Origin of the sequence: Novosphingobium gossypii, assembly GCF_050433305.1 — a bacterium.
In the GTDB taxonomy this organism is placed as follows: Bacteria; Pseudomonadota; Alphaproteobacteria; order Sphingomonadales; family Sphingomonadaceae; genus Novosphingobium; species Novosphingobium gossypii.
In genome coordinates, this window is record NZ_JBNPXM010000007.1 from 165027 (window position 1) to 188636 (window position 23610).

19 protein-coding genes are annotated in these 23610 nt (G+C 65.7%); 12 read left to right on the forward strand and 7 right to left on the reverse strand.

The annotated features are described in order from the left end of the window. The first annotated feature begins 242 nt into the window (after positions 1-242). Positions 243-1304 (forward strand): serine hydrolase, encoded by a 1062-nt coding sequence (locus GGR40_RS14485; RefSeq protein ID WP_429276959.1) that lies wholly within the window; start codon positions 243-245, stop codon positions 1302-1304. Positions 1305-1382: 78 nt separating this feature from the next. Here GGR40_RS14485 and GGR40_RS14490 read toward each other — a convergent pair whose 3' ends face one another. Continuing rightward, positions 1383-1709, reverse strand: coding sequence for a hypothetical protein (locus GGR40_RS14490; protein ID WP_429276960.1), 327 nt, complete (start codon positions 1707-1709; stop codon positions 1383-1385). Positions 1710-1903: 194 nt separating this feature from the next. Between GGR40_RS14490 and polA the strand changes: the two genes are divergently transcribed. Together polA and GGR40_RS14500 are read left to right on the forward strand one after the other, a co-directional pair. Next, on the forward strand, positions 1904-4759 hold the full coding sequence (gene polA / locus GGR40_RS14495; RefSeq protein ID WP_429276961.1) for a DNA polymerase I: 2856 nt from the start codon (positions 1904-1906) through the stop codon (positions 4757-4759). Between the two features lie 133 nt (positions 4760-4892). Next, entirely contained in the window at positions 4893-6017 is a 1125-nt protein-coding gene (locus tag GGR40_RS14500) for a mechanosensitive ion channel family protein (RefSeq protein WP_429276962.1), read from the forward strand. A 67-nt stretch (positions 6018-6084) separates the two neighbouring features. Here the strand turns inward: GGR40_RS14500 and GGR40_RS14505 are convergent, their stop codons facing one another. The 3 genes from GGR40_RS14505 to GGR40_RS14515 all read right to left on the reverse strand — a co-directional run bounded on the left by GGR40_RS14505 (position 6085) and on the right by GGR40_RS14515 (position 10768). Beyond that, the gene (locus tag GGR40_RS14505) at positions 6085-8394 is read right to left on the reverse strand and encodes a CDC48 family AAA ATPase (RefSeq protein WP_429276963.1); all 2310 of its coding nucleotides are present in this window, start codon (positions 8392-8394) and stop codon (positions 6085-6087) included. Between the two features lie 544 nt (positions 8395-8938). Continuing rightward, on the reverse strand, positions 8939-9712 hold the full coding sequence (locus GGR40_RS14510; protein WP_429276964.1) for a universal stress protein: 774 nt from the start codon (positions 9710-9712) through the stop codon (positions 8939-8941). A gap of 159 nt (positions 9713-9871) precedes the next feature. Continuing rightward, positions 9872-10768 (reverse strand): LysR family transcriptional regulator, encoded by an 897-nt coding sequence (locus GGR40_RS14515; protein WP_429276965.1) that lies wholly within the window; start codon positions 10766-10768, stop codon positions 9872-9874. A gap of 96 nt (positions 10769-10864) precedes the next feature. Here GGR40_RS14515 and GGR40_RS14520 point away from each other — a divergent pair, with 96 nt between their 5' ends. The 4 genes from GGR40_RS14520 (at position 10865) to GGR40_RS14535 (ending at position 13659) form a co-directional block, all read left to right on the forward strand. Beyond that, complete coding sequence (locus GGR40_RS14520) at positions 10865-11572, forward strand: CoA transferase subunit A (protein WP_429276966.1); 708 nt, start codon at positions 10865-10867, stop codon at positions 11570-11572. After that, on the forward strand, positions 11572-12222 hold the full coding sequence (locus GGR40_RS14525; protein ID WP_429276967.1) for a CoA transferase subunit B: 651 nt from the start codon (positions 11572-11574) through the stop codon (positions 12220-12222). Before GGR40_RS14520 ends, GGR40_RS14525 begins: the two co-directional genes overlap by 1 nt. A 102-nt stretch (positions 12223-12324) precedes the next feature. After that, the gene (locus GGR40_RS14530; protein WP_429276968.1) at positions 12325-13008 is read left to right on the forward strand and encodes a glutathione S-transferase family protein; all 684 of its coding nucleotides are present in this window, start codon (positions 12325-12327) and stop codon (positions 13006-13008) included. Positions 13009-13113: 105 nt separating this feature from the next. Further along, on the forward strand, positions 13114-13659 hold the full coding sequence (locus GGR40_RS14535; protein ID WP_429276969.1) for a glutathione peroxidase: 546 nt from the start codon (positions 13114-13116) through the stop codon (positions 13657-13659). Between the two features lie 27 nt (positions 13660-13686). Here GGR40_RS14535 and GGR40_RS14540 read toward each other — a convergent pair whose 3' ends face one another. The 3 genes from GGR40_RS14540 to GGR40_RS14550 all read right to left on the reverse strand — a co-directional run bounded on the left by GGR40_RS14540 (position 13687) and on the right by GGR40_RS14550 (position 17432). Next, the gene (locus GGR40_RS14540) at positions 13687-14550 is read right to left on the reverse strand and encodes a sulfurtransferase (RefSeq protein WP_429276970.1); all 864 of its coding nucleotides are present in this window, start codon (positions 14548-14550) and stop codon (positions 13687-13689) included. Positions 14551-14754: 204 nt separating this feature from the next. Continuing rightward, entirely contained in the window at positions 14755-15294 is a 540-nt protein-coding gene (ppa, locus tag GGR40_RS14545; protein ID WP_429276971.1) for an inorganic diphosphatase, read from the reverse strand. A gap of 194 nt (positions 15295-15488) precedes the next feature. Further along, positions 15489-17432 carry a M61 family metallopeptidase gene (locus GGR40_RS14550; RefSeq protein WP_429276972.1) on the reverse strand — a complete coding sequence of 648 codons (1944 nt, stop codon included), beginning with the start codon at positions 17430-17432 and terminating at the stop codon, positions 15489-15491. Between the two features lie 103 nt (positions 17433-17535). Between GGR40_RS14550 and hisS the strand changes: the two genes are divergently transcribed. The 5 genes from hisS to lnt all read left to right on the forward strand — a co-directional run bounded on the left by hisS (position 17536) and on the right by lnt (position 23585). Continuing rightward, entirely contained in the window at positions 17536-18780 is a 1245-nt protein-coding gene (gene hisS / locus GGR40_RS14555) for a histidine--tRNA ligase (protein ID WP_429276973.1), read from the forward strand. Further along, the gene (gene prfA / locus GGR40_RS14560) at positions 18777-19847 is read left to right on the forward strand and encodes a peptide chain release factor 1 (protein ID WP_429276974.1); all 1071 of its coding nucleotides are present in this window, start codon (positions 18777-18779) and stop codon (positions 19845-19847) included. Before hisS ends, prfA begins: the two co-directional genes overlap by 4 nt. Next, entirely contained in the window at positions 19840-20700 is an 861-nt protein-coding gene (gene prmC / locus GGR40_RS14565; RefSeq protein WP_429276975.1) for a peptide chain release factor N(5)-glutamine methyltransferase, read from the forward strand. Before prfA ends, prmC begins: the two co-directional genes overlap by 8 nt. Positions 20701-20952: 252 nt before the next feature. Next, a complete protein-coding gene (locus GGR40_RS14570; RefSeq protein ID WP_429276976.1) occupies positions 20953-21864 on the forward strand; it encodes a DUF4167 domain-containing protein in 912 nt (303 codons plus the stop codon). A gap of 77 nt (positions 21865-21941) precedes the next feature. After that, positions 21942-23585 (forward strand): apolipoprotein N-acyltransferase, encoded by a 1644-nt coding sequence (gene lnt / locus GGR40_RS14575; RefSeq protein WP_429276977.1) that lies wholly within the window; start codon positions 21942-21944, stop codon positions 23583-23585. Positions 23586-23610: the final 25 nt, after the last annotated feature.

The window sequence follows — 23610 nt, forward strand, 5'->3', positions numbered from 1 at the left end:
ACCCAGCGTCAGACAATGAAGGGCCGGGAGAGCGATCTCCCGGCCCTTTCGTTTTGCCGGGTCATGTAGAGACTTGGCCAACCTACCTGCCCTTGCGCGAACACATCGTTCATCTGCGTGAAAGGAAAGTGCGGGTTTCGGAAATCGCCGCAAGTCCGATGCGGTTCGTCGCTGGACTCTGGCGTTTCGTCGCGCGTGCGTTAACCGATTGGGAATATGGACGACATTAGGGTGTGGGCTGCATGACCGGGGCAGACCGACTTTTCGCACGGTGCCGTTACGGTGCCGGACGCTTTCTTGCCGCTGTGGCGCTGGTCGCCGGGCTGGCATCGCCGCATGCGGTGCACGCCAGCCAGATCGATCCGCAGGACCGCCCAAGTGAGCAGGTCGGCAAGGTTCAGGACAGTTTCGATGATCTGTTCGGCACCGAGAAGCGCGGGCCTCGCACCTACAATTCGCCGTTCGGCCAGCAATTGGCCGCTGTCGCCAATGCATCGCATGGCCGCATCGGCGTTGCGGCGATGGACCTCACCACCGGCCGCATGGTCGACGTGCTGGGCGACCAGCGGTTCCCGATGGCCAGCACCAGCAAGATCGCCATTGCCGCAACTTTCCTCGAAGGCGTCGACAAGGGCAAGTGGAGCCTGTCCAGCGAGTTCCCGCTGATGGTGCCGGTCGGCTCTGCGCCGTTCTCCAGCGCCGTGGCTCCGGTGCGTCCGGGCGAATACATGACTGCCTCGCGCCTCATCGAACTGATGATCACAAGGTCCAACAATTACGCCACTGACGCGCTGCTCAAGGTCGTGGGCGGTCCCAAGGCGGTGAACGCCTGGGTAGAACGTGCGGGTATCGACGACTGGCACATCGACCGCGACATCGCCACGCTGGTGCGGGACGACGGTGCCATCGATCCGGCCCGCGTCATCGATAAGCGTGATAGCGCCACGCCCAAGGCGATGGTCCATCTGCTGGCCGGGATCTATCAGGGCAAGTGGCTCAGCCCCTCCAGCCGCAATGTCCTGATGGGCGCGATGAGCCGCTGCCTTACAGGGCGCCGCCGCATCCCGGCGGGCCTGCCTGCGGAAGTCAAGGTTTCGCACAAGACCGGCTCGCTGAACAATACATCGAGCGACGTGGGCATCATCCAGACGCCGGACGGGCACGTCTTTGCCGTGGCCATCTACGTCACCGGGCAGGGCGGACGGCCGGGCCGTGAAACCCGTATCGCCAGCATCGCCCGCACGATCTACAATGGCTATCTGGCGGAAGGCCCGAACTATCCTCGCACGGCCCTGTCCAACTGACGGACGGATGGGATCGGCTTGACGACACAAAAAAGGGGCCTTCGCGGCCCCTTTTCCGTTTTGGCGATCCGAACGCGATCAGTTGGTGTTCGGGTTGCCGTCGGTATGATCGTCGAGTTCCTTGGCGACGTCGTTCGCGGCCTTCTCGGCGTCGGCGGCGATGTCGTCGGTGGTCTTCTCGGCGCTCTTGGCAGCGTCCTTGGCGGCGTCTGCAGTGTCGTTCGCGGCTTCGGAAGCCTTGGCCCCGGCGTTGCCGAGGGCGTCGCCCACGTCGGTGGCGGTGTCGGAAATGTCGTCACCGGCCGACGATGCGGCGGCTTCGGTGGCGTCCTGGGTCTTTTCCGAGCAGGCGGCCAGCGACATGGCGGCAGCGGCTGCTGCGGCGGCAAAAACGATCTTGCGCATAAAAATGTATCCCTCTTTCTGCGAGTTACCCCGTCGGCGCGGACGCCGCGTGAGCCTCCTTCGGTGGGCTCAGGCCCGTGGGTAGAAGGCGCAGCGCGGCGTATCAAGCGCCGGGCGAAAACTCCTGCGGACAGGGACGGTTCCTGCGCAATCGAGAAATGACGGCGCCGCCTGTCGCTGCTAGGCATGCCGACATGGATTCCAAGCAGCACCTCTATCTCGTCGATGGCTCGGCCTACATCTTCCGCGCCTATCACCGCCTGCCGCCACTCACCAACCCGGAAGGGACGCCGGTTGGCGCGGTCTACGGCTACACGACGATGCTGTGGAAGCTGGCCGAGGATCTGAACAAGGCGGACGGGCCGACTCATCTGGCGGTGATTCTCGATGCCGGTTCGATCTCGTTCCGCAACGACATCTACAGCGACTACAAGGCTAACCGCCCGCCGCCGCCCGAAGACCTGGTCCCGCAGTTCCCCCTGATCCGCGAGGCGACGCGCGCCTTCTCGCTGCCCTGCATCGAGGAGCAGGGGCTTGAGGCGGACGACCTTATCGCCTCCTACGCCCGCGAAGCGACGCGGCGGGGTTGGGACGTGACGATCGTATCGTCCGACAAGGATCTGATGCAGTTGGTGGGCAAGTGCGCGGCCCCGCATGACGGCCACGAGGGCGGCTGCATCGACATGCTGGACACCATGAAGAACCAGCGGATCGACATTCCCGAAGTGGTCGAGAAGTTCGGTGTGCCGCCCGAAAAGGTTGGCGACGTGCTGGCGCTGATGGGCGACGCGGTGGACAATGTGCCCGGCGTCTACGGCGTCGGGCCCAAGACCGCGACCAAGCTTATTCAGGACTACGGCGACCTTGAATCGGCGCTAGCCGCCGCGCCTTCGATGAAGAAGTCCAAGCTGCAGGAACGCCTGATCGAGCAGGCCGAGCAGGCGCGCCTGTCCAAGGTGCTGGTGACGCTGAAGGAGGACTGCGCCCTGCCGATGGCGCTCGACGACTTCAAGCTGGACGCCATTCCGCCCGCGCCGCTGGCCGCATTCCTGTCTACGCATGGCTTCACCAGCCTGCTGAAGCGCCTCGACACCGGCCACGGCAGCCCGGAGCGTGCGACGCAGCTTCACCCTGCCAAGGCGACGACCGCCGCTGCCAGCCCGCTGGAAGGCGCCGCCCGCCAGGCCCTGCCGGAATGGCCCGCGATCGACCGCGATGCCTATCGGTGCGTGACTACCGAGGCCGAGCTGGACGAATGGATCGCCCGTGCCGCCGCCGCGCGCGTCGTCGCCATCGACACCGAGACCTCGATGCTCGATTCGATGCGCGCCGATCTGGCGGGCATCAGCCTTGCGGTGGGCGCCAACCAGGCCTGCTACATCCCGCTGGGCCACGGCGGTTCCGACATGTTCGCCGAAAAGCCGCAGCAGGTGCCGCTCGACGTCGCCGTGGCCCGGCTGAAACCGCTGCTGGAAAGCGATGCAGTGCTCAAGGTGGGGCAGAACATCAAGTACGACCTCAACGTGCTGGCTCGCCACGGCATAGATGTGCACCCCATCGACGACACCATGATCGTCAGCTTCTGCCTCGATGCGGGCCGTTCACTCGACGGGATCGGTGGCGGCCACGGCATGGACGAGCTGGCGCAGCGGCACCTTTCCCACACCACGCTGACGTTCAAGGACATCTGCGGGACCGGAAAGAAGGCAATACCCTTCGGCGAAGTCCCGCTCGATCGCGCCACCCAGTACGCCGCCGAGGACGCGGACGTCACCTGGCGGCTGCACAGCGCGCTCAAGCCGCGCCTGTCGTACGAGGGCGGCACCCGCATCTACGAACGCGTCGATCGACCGCTGATCCCTGTCGTTGCGCAGATGGAGCGCCACGGCATCAAGGTGGACCGCGAAAAGCTGGCGGGCCTTTCCAGCCAGTTCGCAGAAGCGATCGGCACGCTGGAGGCCGACATCTTCGCCACCGTCGGGCAGGAATTCACCATCGGCAGCCCCAAGCAGCTGGGTGACATCCTGTTCGAGAAGCTGGGTTACAAGGGCGGTAAGAAGGGCAAGAGCGGCCAGTATTCCACCGACCAGTCGGTGCTGGAGGGGCTGGCCGGGCAGGGTGCGGAAGTGGCGACCAAGGTGCTGGAATGGCGTCAGCTGTCCAAGCTGCGCTCAACCTACACCGAGGCGCTGCAGGCGGCGATCAACCCGGCGACGGGCCGCGTCCACACCAGCTACAGCCTGGTCGGCGCGCAGACCGGGCGTCTGTCCTCCACCGACCCGAACCTTCAGAACATCCCGATCCGGACCGAGATCGGCCGCCAGATCCGCCACTGCTTCGTGGCGGAGCCGGGCAACGTCCTGCTCGCCGCCGACTATTCGCAGATCGAACTGCGCCTTGCAGCGCACATGGCCGACGTGCCCAGCCTCAAGGAAGCATTCGCCGCCGGAGAGGACATTCACGCCCGCACGGCGATGGAAATGTTCGGCACGGTGGACCGCGACACGCGTGGGCGGGCCAAGACCATCAACTTCGCGATCCTCTACGGCATCTCCCGCTGGGGCCTTGGCGGTCGGCTGGGCGTGCCGGCGGACGAGGCGCAGGCGATGATCGACCGCTATTTCGAGCGGTTCCCCGGCATCCAGCGCTACATCCACGAAACGCTGGAGGGGGTGCGCGCCAAGGGCTATTCGGAGACGCTGTTCGGCCGCAAGACGTGGTTCCCGCGCATTGCCTCCAAGAACCAGGCCGAGCGGCAGGGGTCCGAACGCGCCGCGATCAATGCGCCGATCCAGGGCACCAGTGCGGATATCATCAAGCGGGCCATGGCGCGGATGAACCCGGCGCTGGCCGAGGCGGGGCTGGGCCATGTCCGCATGCTGCTGCAGGTGCACGACGAACTCGTCTTCGAACTGCCCGAGGGGGATGTGGCGGCGGCCAGCCCGGTGATCGAGCGGGTCATGGCTGGGGCGGCGCTGCCGGCGGTGACGCTGGACGTGCCGCTGGGCATCGAGATCGGCTTCGGCGAAAGTTGGGGTGCCGCGCACTGAGCAGGCACGTGGGATAAGTATCGGTCCTTAGGCGCTGCTTATTCCCAGCACGTTGACAGACGGCTTCTCGGCGCGCTGCCCCAATCGCGCGACCGGCAGAGAAACTGCTGCACTGCAGCACCGTTGATCCGGGATGATCGACTTCATCGAGAGCCACATCGCGGGCCTTCCGAACTGGGCCGAGCGGCCCGTGGTCGCCATTCTGGCCGGACTTATCGGCGTTGTCTTCGCGCTGCTGGTCCATGCGGTGCTGTTCCGCATTCTCGTGCGGGTGGCCCGGCGCAGCGCCAGCGACGCCGACGATCTTGTCGTCAACCGGCTGGAGCGGCCCACGCGCTGGGCCTTCGTCTCCATCGGCGTGGTGCTCGCCGCGCGGGAAGCTCCGGCGCTGGAGGCAGTGTGGGAACGGTTCGCTCCCTTCGTCATGCCGCTGCTGACAGGGTGGGTCGCCATTGCCATCCTGCGCGCCTTCATCGAGGCGATGATCCTGCGCGCCGACATCACGGTGGAGAACAACCGCAACGCCCGCCGCCGCCGCACCCGGCTGGGCATATTCAGCCGCATCGGCACGTTCCTGATCGTTTTCCTGACCATATCCGGCATGTTGGCCTCGATCCCCGGCGTCAAAGAGATCGGCGTCACCCTGATGGCATCGGCGGGCCTTGCCGCACTGGCCGTCGGCGCCGCGGCCCAGCCGGCGCTTAAGGCGCTGATCGCAGGCATCCAGATGGCGATGACGGAGCCGATCTCCATCGACGACGTCGTCATCCTCGACGGCGAATGGGGTCGGATCGAGGATATCCGCACCACGTATGTCGTCGTGCGCCTGTGGGATGAACGCCGCCTGGTCGTGCCGTCGAACCGCTTTCTGGAGGACACCTTCCAGAACTGGACCAAGACCACGTCGCAGCTGCTGGGGACGGTGTTCCTCTACCTCGACCACGGGACCGAGATTGGCCCGATCCGAGAGGAATATACGCGCCAGATCAAGGCGCACCGCCTGTTCGACGGTCGCGCGCAAGTGCTTCAGGTCACCGACTGCCGCGACCAGACCCTGGAAGTGCGCCTGCTGATGAGCGCGCGCGACGGCCCGACCCTGTTCGATCTGCGCTGCGAGATCCGCGAGAGCATGATGGACTGGATCCGTCGCGAGATGCCCGCAGCGCTGGCTCGCCGCCGCCAGATGCAGGTCGCCCCGATGGAACTTGCCGCCGCACCTTCGATGGTGGAGGCCATGGGGAAGGGTGCTCTTAACTGATGGATAAAGAGAAGCCCGGCCGTCACCGACCGGGCTTCTCTTCAATATCGAGCACAGGCCTTCCGGTTCAGTGCTTCCGTTCGCGAGTGCTTTCGACCATGCCTGGGGCGATGAAGCCGATGGGGTTGATCTCCATGGCGCGCTTTTTCAGTTCGCCTTTCATGCGCTCGTATTCGGCTTCCATGTCCTCGGTGACGGTGGCGCGGCTGTCTTCGAGGGCTTCGTCGAAGTCGGCCATGGTCACCGCGTCTACCGATGCGCCGCGTTTGCGGATGGCGATGAGGCCGGCGCGGCGGACGACGTCTTCGAGATCCGCACCGGTGAAGCGTTCGGTGCGGTCGGCAATCTCGCCAAGGCGCACGTCCTCGGCCAGCGGCATGCGGCTGGTGTGGATGCCCAGGATGTGCTCGCGGCCCGGCGCGTCGGGCGTGCCGACGTAGACCAGTTCGTCGAACCGGCCGGGGCGCAGAAGCGCAGGATCGACCAGCGCGGGACGGTTGGTGGCGCCGACCAGCACAACCGACTGCAGTTCCTCCATGCCGTCCATCTCGGCGAGGATGGTGTTGACGACGCGGGCGGTGACCTGCGGTTCGCCCATGCCGCCACCCATCCCGCGGGCGGGGACAAGGCTGTCGATCTCGTCGATGAAGATGACGCAGGGGGCCACCTGCCGTGCGCGGGCGAAGAGGCGGGCGATCTGCTGTTCGCTTTCTCCGTACCACTTGCTGAGGAGGTCGGACGACTTGATCGAGATGAAGTTCGCCTCCGCCTCCTTGGCGACGGCCTTGGCGAGCAGGGTTTTGCCGGTGCCGGGAGGGCCGTAGAGCAGGAAGCCCTTGGCCGGGCGGATACCCAGCTTGTGGAACGCCTCCGGGTTCTTCAGCGGCAGTTCGATGCCTTCCTTCAGCTTGAGCTGTGCGCCGTCCAGCCCGCCGATGTCGGCCCAGCCGATGTTCGGCACCTGCACCATCACTTCGCGCATGGCCGAGGGCTGCACCCGCTTGAGCGCGGCGACGAAGTCCTCGCGGTAGACCTGCAGATTATCGAGCACTTCCGCAGGGATGGTGCGGGCTTCCAGATCCAGCTTGGGCATGATCCGGCGCACCGCCTCGATCGCGGCTTCGCGCGCAAGGGCGGCAAGGTCGGCGCCGACGAAGCCGTGCGTGGTGCGCGCCAGTTCGTTGAGGTCCACGCGGTCGCCCAGCGGCATGCCACGGGTGTGGATGCCCAGGATTTCACGACGGCCCTTTTCGTCCGGCACGCCGATGACGATCTCGCGGTCGAAGCGGCCGGGCCGGCGCAGGGCCTCGTCGATGGCGTCGGGGCGGTTGGTGGCGGCGATCACCACCACGTGCGCGCGGCTGTTGAGGCCGTCCATCAGGGTGAGCAACTGGGCGACAAGGCGCTTTTCCGCTTCGCCGTGGACCTGATCGCGCTTGGGGGCGATCGAATCGATCTCGTCGATGAAGATGATTGCGGGCGCGGCCTTGGTCGCTTCCTCGAACACTTCGCGCAGGTGCTTCTCGCTCTCGCCATAACCGGACCCCATGATCTCGGGGCCGTTGATGGAGAAGAACTGCGCCTCGCTTTCGTTGGCGACGGCCTGGGCAAGGCGCGTCTTGCCGGTTCCCGGCGGACCGTGGAGCAGCACGCCCTTGGGCGGGGCGACGCCAAGGCGGGTGAACAGTTCGGGATAGCGCAGCGGCAGTTCCACCATTTCGCGCAGCTGGCGGATGGTGTCGCTCATGCCGCCGACGTCGTCGTAGTTGACGTCGCCACGCGCATCGTGCGCCTCTTCGAACACCTCGCGCAATTCCACCTCTGTGTTCTCATCGATGTGGACGATGCCGCGCGGGGTGGTGGAGACGACGTTGAGGCGGATCTGCGTCAGCGCATAGGCGGGCGCGTTGAACATGCGGCGCAGCTGGGGCGGGATGTCCGCGACCTGCTGCTGGCCGGTGGTGGCCACAAGGTCTCCCTGCACCATCGGGCGCTGGAAGAAGTTGCGCTTCAATGCGGCGGACGGCCCCTGCAGCCGCATGTCCTTCTGCGCGGGCGCGAAGACGACGCGCTGGGCGGGGCGCGATTCGGCCTTGCGGATGGTGACGTGGTCGCCGGAGCCGACCTCGGCATTGCCGCGCTGGAGGCCGTCGAGGCGCACCACGCTGAGGCCCTCGTCCTCGTCATGCGCAAGGACGGCTCGGGCCACCGTGACGGCCTTGCCGGTAATTTCGAGTACATCGCCTTCCATCGCGCCAATCTCTGAAAGCGAGGCGCGGGAGAGGCGAGCGATGCCATGGCCGCTCTCTTCCTGACGAGCGGCGGCGACCTGCAGCCTGACGGTGCGGTCGTCGGTCTTGATGTCGGTATCCGCCATGTGCGGGGTGTTCCTTCTTCGATCCCGTGCCGGTCATCGATCTGATCGACCGGCTGGTGAAGGATAGTGGGTATCGACACCGGGGATTTCAAACCAACCGACGGGTCGTGTCGGTGTTCCCTTGGATCGGCACGGAACGCAGGCCCGTTCAGGCAAGAAAAAAGGCCCGATCGTTACCGACCGGGCCATAAAAGTTTTGGGAGAGGATGCCTGAAAGGCAATGTCTGTATGGCCCCGAATCGGGTTTTGTGCAAGTGCGAAATGAGTAAACGGATTGTGAAAAATGCAACCTAGCTTGCATCCGCTTGCATAAGCTGGCCGTAAATGAACGAAATGTCAGGAAATCCGCAGTTCTTAATCTGAACCACCTTTCAAGTATGACTTTCCCCATAGGGCAACTCACAGCCCTAATGCGCGACTGTGCAAACCTTTGCCTGTTGCGATGCGCAAATAGCTTGCCGTGTTGAGCATCATTGATGTGGCTCATACACGAAACGGCGCCTGCTCCTGAGCCAGCAGACGCCATTTTTACGTAAGAGGACGATCAGTGCGCCAGCAGCAGCGCGGGCGCGGTTTCCTCTTTCAGGAAGAACTCGGTGACGCCGCCGAACAGGTATTCGCGCACCCGGCTCTTGCCGTACGCGCCCATGACCAGAAGGTCGGTGCCGCGCACTGCATTCGCCAGTGTGTCCTGCGTGGAATCGCCGCGTTCGTGTTCCTCCAGCACGGCATTGATGCCATGGCGCGACAGGTAGCGCAGGGCGTCGGTGGCGGGGAAGCTGCCGTCCTTGTCGATCACGCAGATCAGCTTCACCGATGAGCACTGCGCCAGAAGCGGCGCGGCGGCGCGCAGGGCTGCGGCAGACTGCTCGCCGCCGTCCCAACCGATGCAGGCGCTGCCGACGGGGACGGTAAGCGGCGTATCCGCCAGCGCCAGCACCGGTGCCCGCGCCCGCAGCGCCAGATCGCCCGCCAGCCCGCCCGAGCGCGAGACGACGATGAGGTCTGCCAGCCGCGCGGCATAGGCAAAGGCGGTGACGGGATCGTCCTCGCATCGCACCACCTCGAACGGGACACCGGAAGTGGCAAGGCGGGCTTCGGCGGCATCGGCCACCTCGTCATCGGTGGCGCGCGCCTTTTCCAATGCTTCGGACAGGACGTAGCTGCCGCCCATGGGATCCATCGCGATGTAGCGCGACACGGGGGTGTCGACGAGCACGGTGACATGGCCGTTTTCCCGCCGGGCGATGGCGAGCGCGGTCTCGAGGCGGGCGTCGCTGCCCGGCCTGCTGTCGGCGTTGACGAGTATCGAGCGCATGATCTTTCTCCCTCTGAGGCATCCTCAGTCCGGGCCGTCGGGGTGGGCGGTCCATGACCGGGATTAAACATAGGTCATGACGGGGAAACGAGCGGGCGCGCACCGGGTTGCGGCGCGATGGGGGGCGGACATGGTTTGACATGGTCGACCGGGCGCCGATCAGGTTCGCGGCGGCTTCCTGTCCGTGGCGTCTATCCGCAGCCGCCCCGCGCGCTCGAACAGGTCCAGGATCACCGGATCGCGTTCGCGCGTGCGGATCGCGGCCTCGAAGTGGACGTGCTGGCTTGGACGGGGCAGCACTTCGTGCAGATAGCCGGCGGCAAGGTGCCCGCGCACCATGGTTTCGGGCAGGACGGCGGCGCCCTGGCCGCTCGCGACGATCTCTATCAGGGTGCGCACGTTGTTGCAGGTATGGAGCGCGCGCGGGACGATGCCGTGGCCGTCCAGCGTCTCATGCGTAACGGCGTGCAGCGGGGAGTGCTCGGGCAGCGACCATACCGGTAGAGACTGCCTGAAGCCGCCTGCCGCCAAGACTTCCGCGTTCGCTGCCCAGACCAGCTGGACCGAACCGATCGGCGCCGTGCGCATTCCGGGACTCGCGACCGGGCCGGCCAGGAACACGATGTCGCGTGTGCCGTTCAGCAGTTGATGCAGCAGCGGCGCCGTCAGGTCGATCTCGATTTCCATCGCCACGCCCGGACGGTCGCGCTCGATCGCCTGGATGAACGAGGGCAGGCAGCTGGCCGCCGCGATCTCTCCGGCCCCGATGCGGACGGAGGCGGTGGCTCCTGCAAAGTCGCTGGCCTCCAGCAGCACCTGTTCCAGCCCGTGGTACAGCGGCTCTGTGGCCTGGACCAGCCGGCGGCCCCGTGCCGACAGCACCATGCGCCGCCCTTCGCGCTGGAACAGCGGCACGCCCAGTTGCTCCTCGATCTCGCGCACGCGGGCGGAAATCGCGGGCTGGGTGGTGTTCAGCCGCTGCGCCGCCGCCGCGAACGTGCCGAGGCGGTCGATCCACATCAGTGTTTCCAGATGAAAAAGGGCGATGCGTTTCATAAAAGATGCATATTGGAACCGATAAAAAACAATCGCTATTCGTGATGGGATAAGCTGTCTAGCCTCCCGCAGAAACTACAAAGAGGATCGGCCTCGATGAAGAAGATCTATCCCAGCGCGCAGGCCGCGCTGGACGGCGTGCTTAAGGACGGCCTGCTGATCGCTAGCGGCGGTTTCGGGCTTTGCGGCATCCCCGAACGGCTGCTCGACGCTATTCGCGATTCGGGCGTCACTGGCCTGACGTTCGCCTCCAACAATGCCGGTATCGACAACGAAGGCATCGGCAAGCTGCTGCGCACGAAGCAGGTGAAGAAGATGATCTCGTCCTACGTGGGCGAGAACAAGGAGTTCGAGCGCCAGTTCCTTGCCGGAGAACTTGAGGTCGAGTTCTGCCCCCAGGGCACACTGGCCGAGCGCATGCGGGCCGGTGGCGCGGGCATTCCGGGCTTCTATACCAAGACCGGTGTTGGCACGCAGGTGGCCGAGGGCAAGGAAGTGAAGAGCTTCCGGGGCGAAGACTACATCCTGGAGGAAGGGATCTTCGCCGACCTGTCCATCGTCAAGGCGTGGAAGGCTGACGAAACCGGCAACGTCGTGTTCCGCAAGACGGCGCGCAACTTCAACGTGCCCGCCGCTACCTGCGGCAAGGTCTGCATCGTCGAGGTGGAGGAGATCGTGCCGGTTGGCACCCTGGATCCCGATGCGATCCATCTGCCGGGCGTCTTCGTCCAGCGCATCGTCGTGGGCGCGCCTTACGACAAGAAGATCGAGTTCACGACCACCCGTGAAAGGGAGAGCGCGTAATGGCCCAGGAATCCAAAGGCTGGAACCGCAACGAAATGGCCGCGCGCGCCGCGAAGGAACTGCAGGACGGGTTCTACGTGAATCTGGGCATCGGCATCCCCACACTGGTGGCGAACTACGTGCCCGAAGACATTACAGTCACCCTGCAGAGCGAAAACGGCATGCTCGGCATCGGTCCGTTCCCCTATGCGGACGAAGTCGATGCCGACCTCATCAACGCGGGCAAGCAGACCATCAGCGAACTGCCGCACTCCGCTTATTTCGACAGCGCCACCAGCTTTGGCATGATCCGCGGCGGGCACATCGACCTGACCGTGCTGGGCGCGATGGAAGTGGCGGAAAACGGTGACATCGCCAACTGGATGATCCCCGGCAAGATGATCAAGGGCATGGGCGGCGCGATGGACCTCGTTGCCGGCGTGAAGAAGATCATCGTGGTGATGGAACACACGTCCAAGAACGGCGATCCCAAGTTCATCCCCGCCTGCACGCTGCCGCTGACAGGGACCAACGTGGTGGACATGGTCATCACCGACCTCGCCGTGTTCCAGCGCCCGGACCATGACAGCCCGTTCCGGCTGATCGAACTGGCGCCCGGCGTGACGGCCGAGGAAGTCGCCGCCAAGACCTCGGCGCATTACATAAGCTGATCGGAAACCGTCGTCCCGGATCGGGTCCGGGGCGGCGGTTCACCCCTCGCCACGGTGGCAACTTCGCGGTATTCCCGGCGCGATATTCGCAGGGAACCTTCCATGACTTACACCCTCATCACCGCGAACCGGAACTATTCCAGCTGGTCGCTGCGCCCCTGGGTGCTGATGAAGGCGCTCGCCATTCCGTTCGAGGACGAGCTTGAGCCGTTCACCATGCCGGTGAATTACGACGCCTTCCGCAGCTTCTCTCCCACTGGACAGGTGCCTGCGCTGATCGATGGCGATCGCACGGTGTGGGACTCGCTGGGCATCGCGCTTTACCTTGCTGACCGTCATCCGGCCGTCTGGCCGCAGGACGCTGAGGCCCGCGCCTTTGCACAAAGCGCGGTGTGCGAGATGCACGCGGGGTTCCCGGCCCTGCGCAGCGCCTGCACGATGAACGTTGGCGTCCGCGTGAAGCTGCGCCCGATGAGCGGTGCTCTGGTGCGTGAAGTCCACCGCATCCGCGAATTGTTCGAGGAAGGGCTGGAGCGCTTCGGCGGACCCTGGCTGGCAGGGGCGGAGTTTAGTGCGGTCGATGCGTTCTATGCGCCCGTGGCCTTTCGCATCCGCACCTACGGCCTCGACGTCGGCGGCGGCCACGCGTGGGTGGATGCGATGCTGGCCCACCCGGCGATGCGCCAGTGGGAGGAGGAAGCCCTTGCCGAAACCTGGCGCGAGGAAAGTCACGAGGCCGAACTGGCCGAGTCCGGTGACGTCACCGCCGATTACCGGCGCGCCTGATTCGGTGCATTCGCTCAGGCCGGCCCGCCCGCGCGCCTTGCGCGCTTGCCGGTCTGGCCGGACCGCCCCATAGTTTTGCGACACCTTTTTCCGGAGACTTCCCGCATGGCCGACTTCGCTTCCATCCCGCTGACCCGCATCGACGGCAAGCCCGACACGCTTGGCGACCACGCGGGCAATGTCCTGCTGGTGGTCAACGTGGCCTCCAAGTGCGGCCTCACCCCGCAGTACGAAGGGCTTGAGGCCATATACGAGGCGTACAAGGGGCAGGGCTTCGAAGTGCTGGGCTTCCCCGCCAACGACTTCGGCGCGCAGGAGCCGGGCACGCATGAGGAAATCGCCGAGTTCTGCTCGATCAACTATGGCGTCTCGTTCCCGCTGTTCGCCAAGGCAGACGTCACCGGAGAGGCAAGGCAGCCGCTCTACACCGCGCTGACCCAGGCGCAGCCCACTAAGCAGGGGCCGGCGCAGGAGTTTCGTGACAAGCTGAAGGGCTTCGGCATGACGCCGACCGAAGACCCCGAAGTGCTGTGGAACTTCGAGAAGTTCCTCATCGCCCGCGACGGCTCTGTCGTCGCCCGCTTCGCGCCGGGCGTAGAGCCCAGGGATCCTGCACTGGTCGAGGCGATCGAGGCCGAACTGGCGAAGTGAGCGCCCGTCGCGTCCGTCCGTGACCGTTCAGTCCCTGCCCGTCGCAACCGGGCGGGCAGGGTCGCTGATCCATTCGCTCCACGAACCGGGGTAAAGGCGGCCTGCGGGCACCCTGGCCACCGCCATCGCCAGCGCATTGTGGCAGGCGGTGACGCCCGATCCGCACTGCAGGATGGCGGATGCGCCCTGCAGCAGGGCGTTGAAATCGGCGGCAAGGTCATCGGCGGGTCGGAAACGGCCATCCGCGCCGAGGTTGTCGCGAAAGAAGCGATTGCGCGCGCCGGGAATGTGGCCGGCGACCGGATCTATCGGGTTAGGCTCGCCGGCGAAGCGCGACGGATCACGGGCGTCGAGCACCTGAGCCTTACCCGTGTCGATGTTGGTGAGCACGTCGGCGGCACGGACCGGTGCCGGAACCAGACTGTCCGCCACCTCGAAATCGCCCGGTACGGCGGCAACGGGCGTTCCGGCCTCCAGCGGCAGTCCGGCAGCCACCCAGGCCTGCCTGCCGCCGTCGAGTACGGTGACGGGCCCATGCCCCAGCCAGCGCAGCAGCCACCACAGACGTGCGGCCCAGGCCCCGCCGTGACTGTCGTACGCAACGACCTGCTGGTCCCGGCGAAGGCCCTGCGCCCGCAACCACGCTGCGAAAGCCACCGGCGCCGGCAACGGGTGCCGTCCATTGGTGCCGTCGGATGGCGATGCAAGGTCATTGTCCAGATGCGCGTAACGGGCGCCGGGAATGTGCCCCCGCGCGTAGATCTCCGCGCCCTTGTCCGGCGCGCCCAGTTCGAATTCGCAATCGAAAATGATCACGTCCGCACCCGATGCAAGCATGTCCTTGAGCGCGTCGACCGCGATCAGCGTCTGGTAAGTCATCGGTTCCTTCATTGGTGCGCGTCGGCATCGGGTGCTTGGCTGGCGATCACGATACGCGCCCGGCAGGCGGATTGTCGATGGCACTGCGTTCACCGATGGGATTTTTCACGATCGTGCCCGGCAACGGGGAGCGTTCGCTTCAGGCCATGAAAAAGGGGCCGACAGCTTGCGCCGCCGGCCCCTGTCCACATGGGGAAGTGGATCGTAAACCTTGGATCAGGCCTTCTTGTCGGCCTCGTAGCGCTCGATCGCCTCGATCACGATTCGGCGGGCATCCTCGGCGGTGCCCCAGGTGCCGACGCGCACCCACTTTTCCTTCTCCAGATCCTTGTAGTGGGTGAAGAAGTGCTCGACCTGCTGGTAGACGATGTCGGGCAGGTCTTCCTTCTCGTTGACGTGCGAATAGTACGGGAAGGTCGAGTTGATCGGCACGCAGAGGAGCTTTTCGTCGCCGCCATGCTCGTCTTCAAGGTTGAGGACGGCGATCGGGCGAACCTTGACCACGCAGCCCGGAATGAAGGGCGAACGCGCCACGACCAGCGCGTCGAGCGGGTCGCCATCGGGCGAAAGGGTGTGCGGCACGAAACCGTAGTTCGCGGGGTAGCGCATCGGCGTGTGCAGGATGCGATCGACGAACAGCGCGCCCGAATCCTTGTCGAATTCATACTTCACCGGCTCGCCGCCGACGGGGACTTCGATGATGACGTTCAGGCTCTCGGGCGGATTGTCGCCGACGGGAATCATGTCGATGCGCATAATGGTCCTTCTTTATTCTGGCGCTGTTCGTCGTCGTGCCTGGGAAGCACGGTTCGCGCGGGCTTAGCGTCGCGTTTATTGCGTCGCAACAGCCATTTCGGACTATTGGAGGGAGTTTACGCCAAAGTCGACGCAATTACCCCTGTCCGGCCCTCAAGCCGGGGCCGGACAGGGGTAATTGCGTCCGGTGCGGCTTACTTGCCGCGCGGCGCCAGCAGTCTGTCGAAGCCGTTGGTCTTGCCCGGCGTCGTGCTTTCCAGCCACGGGTAGCGCAGGCCGCCGTGGTAGTCGATGGACACCGTCTGGTAGCGTTCGCCACGCTTCACCAGCAGGCTGAGCGGGGTCTTGCCGTCCTTTGCAGCGGTGATGGCGTCCTTCATCACGTCGGACGAATAGGCACGCCCGCCCACGGCCACGATCTTCACCGCGTTGACGATACCGGCGTTGTAGGCCGGGCCATCCCACAGGGTGGCGGTGACGTCGCCATCCTTGTTCAGCGTGACGCCCAGCGAATAGGTCAGGTCGAGCGTCTTGCGATCGTCGGCGATGCCCTTTTCATAGGGGTTCTGCTTGTCCTTCCAGACCAGCTTGTAGCCGCCCATCTGCACGCCGTTGAGCGGTGCCGGCTGGTTGGTGTCGTACAGGCGGGTGCGCAGGAAGGTGGCCCAGTCATAGGCGTAGATGCCGTTCAGCGTCTTTGCCACGTCGTCGAAAGTGTAAGTCACTTCGCCCCAGTCGCCGTCACGGATGCCGAAGAAGGCCTTGGCGAAATCGTCCAGCCCTCTGGCGCCGTTCGTCCCCTTGCGGATGATCTGGTCGGCTTCCAGCCAGACCAGCGCGCCTTCGACGTAGTAGTCTTCCGAACGGGTGAGCGAGGTGTAGGGCAGGGGACGGCGGCGGACCAGCTGCGGCGCATTCACCGTATCCTCGACCGAGCGCCAGGCGCGGCCCGGCGTGCCTTCGGCATACTTGGCTGCGGCGGTGGCGAACATCGCCGTGACCATGTCACGCGACTGGACGCCCGAACGCGCGGCCAGGACATAGCCCCAGAACTGCGTCTGGCCTTCGTAGACCCACAGCATCGTGTTCTGCATCGGCTGCTGGTAGTCCGGCGTCCAGGCATCGGCGCCGCGGCGGAACTTGCCGTTCCAGCTGTGCACGAATTCATGCGAGATGACGTTACGGTCCCAGCCCATCGTGTCCCAGTCGGTCCACGACTTGGGTTCCTGCTGGTTTTCACTGGAGCGATGATGCTCCAGCCCGATGCCGCCCATACGGTCGGTAAGGGCAAGGAGAAAATCGTAATGGTCGAAGTGGCGCGACCCGAACGTGGCCAGCGATTCGGTCACCAGGTTGCGATATGTCTGGAGGTGCTCCGGCTTGATCTTCAGCAGGTCCGGCTCGTCGGCGACGACGTCCATGAACACGTTCTTGCCCAGATCCCAGCGCTGCGCATGGATGCCGGCGAACACCGGCGAATCGACCAGCCGCTCAAAGTCGATGGTGTTCCACGTCACCGTGTCTCCGGCGCGCTGGAACCCGTCGAGCGCGGTGAAGACCTGCCAGCCGCGCGGGAAGGTGACGGTCGGCTTGTACTGGATGCCGCGCGTGTAATAGCCCGCCGGGTAAAGGCTCATCTTCTCCCACTGGAGATTGAGCATCTCCTGCGTCATCGTGATACGGCCTTCGGTGCTTTGCAGCGGCGAGGTGTGGACGAACTTGGCGGTGACCGTCCTGGTTCCCTCGGGCAGGGCGAGGTGGAAGGCGTTTACCGCCACGGTGTCACGCACCCACGGGATTTCCTTACCGTCGGCGTAGAAGTGAATGTCCGCCAGCAGTGCGTAAGGGCCGGTTTCCGAATGGTTGCCCGGCAGCCAGCCCGCCTGAAGCAGGATGAGGTCGCGGGCACCGGTCGCCACCGGGATCTGCTGCGTCACGCGGTAGACGCCGCGCGTGATGTCGGTGGCGTCGATCGTGAGGTCGATTGGCCCGGCATAGGGCACGTCCCTGGCCGCTGGCATCTCCGGCGGCAGCGGGGGCGCCATGGGGGTGGAACGGGTGGCATCCTGCGCAAAGGCCGAAGTCGACAGCAGCAGGGGGGTGGTGAGCAGGGTCGCGCCCTTGAGCAGAGTCTTCATTACGCAGGTCTTTGCGCTTGTTGCCCGGTTTGGCAACCATCCAATAAGCTCAAATTGGCGGGACCACTTCACGGATAGCGCCATTGCGGCTAGACGCGCGCGGATGAACACCACACCACAGGCCATTCGCGGAACCCAGGACATCTTCGGCGCCGACGCCGAGGCTTTCGCCCACGTCGTCGAGACGTTCGAGCGCGTGCGCAAGCTGTACCGCTTCCGCCGTGTGGAGATGCCGGTGTTCGAGAAGACCGCCGTGTTCTCCCGCTCGCTGGGCGAGACGACCGACGTGGTATCCAAGGAAATGTATTCTTTCGAGGATCGCGGTGGCGAATCGCTGACGCTGCGGCCTGAATTCACCGCTGGCATCGCCCGCGCCTACCTGACCGACGGCTGGAAGCAGTTCGCCCCGCTCAAGGTGGCGACGCATGGGCCGCTGTTCCGTTACGAACGCCCGCAGAAGGGCCGCTATCGCCAGTTCCACCAGATCGACGCCGAAGTGATCGGCGCGGCAGAGCCGATGGCGGACGTGGAGCTGCTGGTGATGGCCGATCAGCTGCTCAAGGAACTCGGCATCGCCGATGGCGTGACGTTGCAGCTGAACACGCTGGGTGACGGCGAAAGCCGCGAGGCATGGCGCGCTGCGCTGGTCGAATATTTCAGCGCGCACCGCGATTCGCTGTCCGAGGATTCGCAGGACCGGCTTGAGCGCAACCCGCTGCGCATCCTCGATTCCAAGGATCCGCGCGACAAGCCCTTCACTGCCGATGCGCCGAAGATCGACGATTACCTGTCGGCAGAGGCGCAGGACTTCTTCGGCGCGGTCACCTCCGGTCTCGATGCAGCGGGCGTCGCCTGGACCCGCGCCGAAGCGCTGGTGCGAGGGCTGGACTACTATCGCCACACCGCTTTCGAGTTCGTGACCGACCGCCTTGGCGCGCAGGGCACGGTGCTGGGCGGTGGGCGCTATGACGGCCTGATGGTCGCGCTGGGCGGTCCGGAAACCCCGGCGGTCGGCTGGGCGGCAGGGATCGAGCGGCTGGCGATGCTGGTAGCCGATGCCGGACAGACCGCCGAGGCGCCGCTGACGGCGATGCTGGCGGTGGAGGACGACGCCGCTTTGGGCTTCGCGCTCAAGACGCTGACAGCGCTGCGCCACCAGGGCATCGACGCCGAAATCATCGCCACCGGATCCCCGCGCAAGCGCTTCGACAAGGCGGTGAAGTCGAACGCGAAGGCGATCGTCTCGTTCGTGGTCAAGGACGGCGCGCCCGTCGCCAACCTGCGCGCCGGCGAAACCACGCCTGCTCGATTGGCGGTGGAGCAGGTGCTGGTGACCGTCCAGCCGTGAGCATATCCGACATTCGCCTTGCGCAGCTCGGCGGTCGCCTTGCTGAACTGGAGGCGCGCCTTGCGTCCGGCACGCTGGAAGGCGAGGCATTCGTCGCCGCCAGCCGCGATTATGCAGAGCTTGAACCGGTGGCGCGGGCCGCTGCGCGAGTCGTCTCCATGCGCGGCGAACTGGAATCGCTGCTCGGCCTCGAAGACCCGGACCCCGAGATGCGCGCCCTTGCCGCAGAGGAAGCGGCGCGCCTGAAGGCCGAACTGCCCGAAGCCGAGCGCCGCCTGGCCATCGCCATGCTGCCGCGCGATGCGGCGGACGTGCGCCCGGCGATGCTGGAAATCCGCGCCGGCACCGGTGGCGACGAGGCCGCGCTGTTCGCCGCCGACCTTTACCGCATGTACGAAAAGTACGCCGCCGAGCAGGGCTGGCGGGTCGAGATGGTCAGCGCCAATGCCAGCGATGTCGGCGGCTTCAAGGAAGTGGTGGCCAACGTCACCGGATCGGGCGTGTTCGCCAAGCTGAAGTTCGAAAGCGGCGTCCACCGCGTCCAGCGCGTGCCCGTGACCGAATCTGGCGGCCGCATCCATACCTCTGCGGCCACCGTGGCGGTGCTGCCCGAACCCACGGAGGTCGATGTCCAGATCGAGGACAAGGACCTCAAGATCGACATCTACCGCGCGTCGGGCGCGGGCGGGCAGCACGTCAACACCACCGATTCGGCAGTCCGCATCACGCACCTGCCCAGCGGCATCGTGGTAACCTGCCAGGACGAGCGCAGCCAGCACAAGAACAAGGCCAAGGCCATGCAGGTGCTGCGCGCGCGCCTCTATGAAAAGATGCGCGACGAAGCGCAGGGGGCAGAGGCCGAGGCGCGCAAGGCGATGGTCGGTTCAGGCGACCGGTCGGAGCGCATCCGCACCTACAACTTCCCACAGGGGCGCGTGACCGACCACCGCATCAACCTGACGCTGCATCGCCTGCCCGAAGTGCTGGAAGGCACCGGCCTTGCCGAACTGGTCGACGCGCTCATCGCCGAGGACGAGGCAAAGCGGCTGGCGGCGATGGATGGCTGACGCCATCGCCATCACCGTCGCCGAAGCCATCCGCGACGCAGCCCTGCGCCTCGCCGAAACCAGCGACACCGCCCGCCTCGACGCAGAAGTCCTGATGGCCCATGTGCTGGGAGTCACCCGCTCGCAGCTGCTGCTCAGTTGGATGCGCGAACCCGCGCCCGCTGGGTTCGCCGCTCTGGTGGATCGGCGCGCAGCGCATGAACCTGTCGCCTACATCACCGGCAAGGCCGAATTCTACGGTCTGGAACTCGACGTCACCCCTGCCACGCTGATCCCGCGCGGGGATACCGAAACGCTGGTCGAGGCCGCACGGCGGGCTCTGACGGACCGTCCGCCCGCGCGCATCCTCGACCTTGGCACCGGCACCGGCGCGCTGCTGCTGGCGGCGCTGTCGCTCTGGCCCGAGGCCGAAGGGGTCGCGACCGACCGCTCGCCCGATGCGCTGACCGTGGCACAGACCAACGCCGCCCGCCATGCGCCCACCGCACGGCTGGTGCTGGCGGACTGGACGAAGGCGGGCTGGTCTGCGGATCTGGGCCGCTTCGACCTGATCCTGACGAACCCGCCCTATGTCGAGGACGATGCCCGGCTCGATACCTCGGTGCGCGGGTTCGAGCCTGCGGGCGCGCTGTTTTCAGGGCCTGAGGGGCTCGACGATTACCGTGCCCTCGTTCCCCAGCTGCCCGGCCTGCTGGCGCCCGGCGGGGTGGCGATGGTGGAGATCGGCTGGCGGCAGGCTGAAGCGGTCGCTGCTATCGGTGCGGAAACGGGGCTTTCGTCCACGGTCCACCGCGATCTGGGCGGGCGGGATCGTGTGGTCGCGTTTTCGGGGACAAACGTGCAGGCCGCGTAAGTTTCCTCTTGGAATCGGACGTCCGAATCCCTAATGATTATGGCGAACCGGCCGAATGGACGATTTTTTCCCATACCCGGTTCGCCTCCAGCATTTGCAAGCGGTCGGCGGCACCAACGCATCCGACAGGGCAGATGGGGAAGACACGGCGACCGGGGGGTCGATCGTGATCATGTGACGCAGGGCATTCTGACTTAATCGGGGTCGGAGCGCGCCAGGGCTTGAAGCCGGGGTTTTGAGGAAAGTCATCCCTTGAATAACAACAATCGTGGTAACAACCGTCGGCGTGGCCGCGGTAACAATCGCCAGCAGGGCGGCCAGCAGACCAATCGGATCGACAGCAGGGCACGCGGCAATGCGCCGCAGCTTCTGGAAAAGTACCGCAAGCTGGCGCACGACGCGCATCTCAACGGCGATCGCGTGACGGAGGAATATTACCTCCAGTTCGCGGACCACTATTTCCGCGTCATCGCCGACCAGAAGCAGCGCCAGGAAGAAGGCCGCCAGCCGCAGCAGCCGCGCCGCGACGATCACCGTCAGGCCGACTACGGCGACGACTACGGTTCCTACGACGATCCTTACGGCGAAGCGCCTGCCGCTCCGGTCGAGCGTGCGCCCCGTGCAGAGCGTGAACCGCGCCAGTACGAACAGCGCGGCGACCGTCCTCAGGAGCAGCGTGAACCGCGCGGCGACCGCCAGCGTGATGACCGCCGCGACCAGCGCCATAACGAACAGCGCCAGCATGAGCAGGCCGCGCAGGACGCCCCCGAACCTGTCGGTGAGGACGTGCCCGAAGGTGAGCGCAACCTCTACGAACCGCCCGAGAACCCCTTTGTGCGTGACAACCGCGCATCGCGTGGTCTGAAGCAGCGCAAGCCGCGTGGCGATCGCCGCGGCGACGACGAAGGCGAAGACACGGCTCCGGCTGCATCGGACGATGTCGCTCCCGTTGTTCAGGCGCCGGAAGAGGCCTCGGCCTTCGATGCCGCCACGCTGCCTCCCGCGATCTCGGCCAAGCCGACGCGCAAGCGTACCCCCAAGGCTGCCACCCCGGTCGAAGCCGCTCCGGCAGCCGAAGGCGAAGCGGCACCCGAGGAAAAGCCCCGCCGTCGTCGCACCCGCAAGGCCGCTGACGAAACCGCGACCGAAGCGGTCGAAGGCTGAACCCTTACCCGGCGTGATGCATCTGAGCCGTAACTGGCTCTTGCATCCCGCCGGACCGGGCCTACAAGCCCAACGCGATGCAGTCCGACCGGTACGCTTCGCCCTTTCCCGCAATCCTTGCCCTGGCCGTGCCCCCGCGGCCTGCCTTGCGCGCCGTGGCAGCGACTGCCGCTGGCGCGCTTGTTGCGTGCGGGTTCCAGCCACTGGCGCTCTGGCCGCTGACGCTGATCGCCGTCGCCTGGCTGATGGAACTGGTTGTCCGGGCGCGCACCGGGCGGCAGGTCTTCGCGCTGGGATGGTGCTTTGGGCTGGGCTATTTCACGCTCGGCAACAACTGGATCGCCACGGCCTTCACCTATCAGGCGAACATGCCGCACTGGCTGGGCATGATCGCGGTGCTGCTACTTGCGCTCTACCTGGCGCTGTTTCCCGCCTTCGCCGTGCTGGCGGCATGGCTGGTGACCCGTCCTGACGGAAAGCCCGGTGCGCGGGTGTTCGCAACCTTCACGCTCGCCTTTGCGGCGAGCTGGATCGTCACGGAATGGCTGCGTGGCTGGCTGTTCACCGGCTTTGCCTGGAACCCGCTAGGCATAGCGCTGCTGGGTGGTTTTGAAAGCCGGGGACTGGCGCTGCTGGCACCGTGGATCGGGACATACGGCCTGTCGGGCGTGCTGGCGCTGCTGGCGGGTGCGCCCGGCATCTTTGCGCGCAGTTCGATGGGCAGGGCGGCTGCGTCGATCTCTGTGGCGGTAGTGGCAATCGGTCTTGCCGTCGTCATGCACATGCCAGGACCGTCCGCCGCTGAAGGATCCGTGCGCTACACGCTGGTGCAGCCCGACATCCGACAGGAATTCATCGACGATCCCCGCTATTTCGAGCGTAATTTCCAGCGCCTAGCCGCCTTGTCGCTGCCGCGTTTGCCGGGGGACCGGCGCGTGGTTCTATGGCCCGAATCAGGTCTGGGCGATTTCCTGCGCGACGGTTATCCCACCTACCTCTACCGCATCTACACGTATGCTGGCGACCCGGTGCTGGCCCGTCGGCGACTGGGCCGGGTGATCGGACCTTACGGCCTGTTGCAGACCGGCGCGGTCGACCTCGTGATGGAAGGCGACGAGCAGAAGGCCGCGCGCAATTCGGTCACGGCCATCGACGGGAACGGCGCGATCGTTGGCAGTTATTCCAAGGCGCATCTGGTGCCTTACGGCGAATACCTGCCGATGCGCGGGCTGCTGGAGCCGCTGGGCCTGAGCCGTCTGGTGGCGGGGCAGCTGGATTTCCTGCCGGGTCCGGGCCCCCGCACCCTTGACTTCGGCGCCTATGGCAAAGTCGGCGTGCAGATCTGCTACGAAATCGTCTTCAGCGGCGAGGTCGTCGATCCTGCCAACCGGCCCAGCTACATCTTCAACCCGTCCAACGACGGCTGGTTCGGCGCCTGGGGGCCACCGCAGCATCTCGCGCAGGCGCGGTTGCGCGCGATGGAGGAAGGGGTGCCGGTCCTGCGCGCCACGACCACGGGCATCAGCGCGGTCATCGACGCGAACGGCATCGTGCGCGCCTTCGTGCCGCGCCACCGTGCCGGACGGCTCGACGGGATGATCCCGCCGGTTCACCAGCCGACACCGTTCGCCCGCTTAGGGAATGCTCTCCCTCTGGCGGTTGCCGCATTGCTGATGGCGATTGCGCTTTGCGTGGTTGCGCTCGGGCGTCGGCGGGGCTAAACCAGACGCTCACATAAAGCTTTCT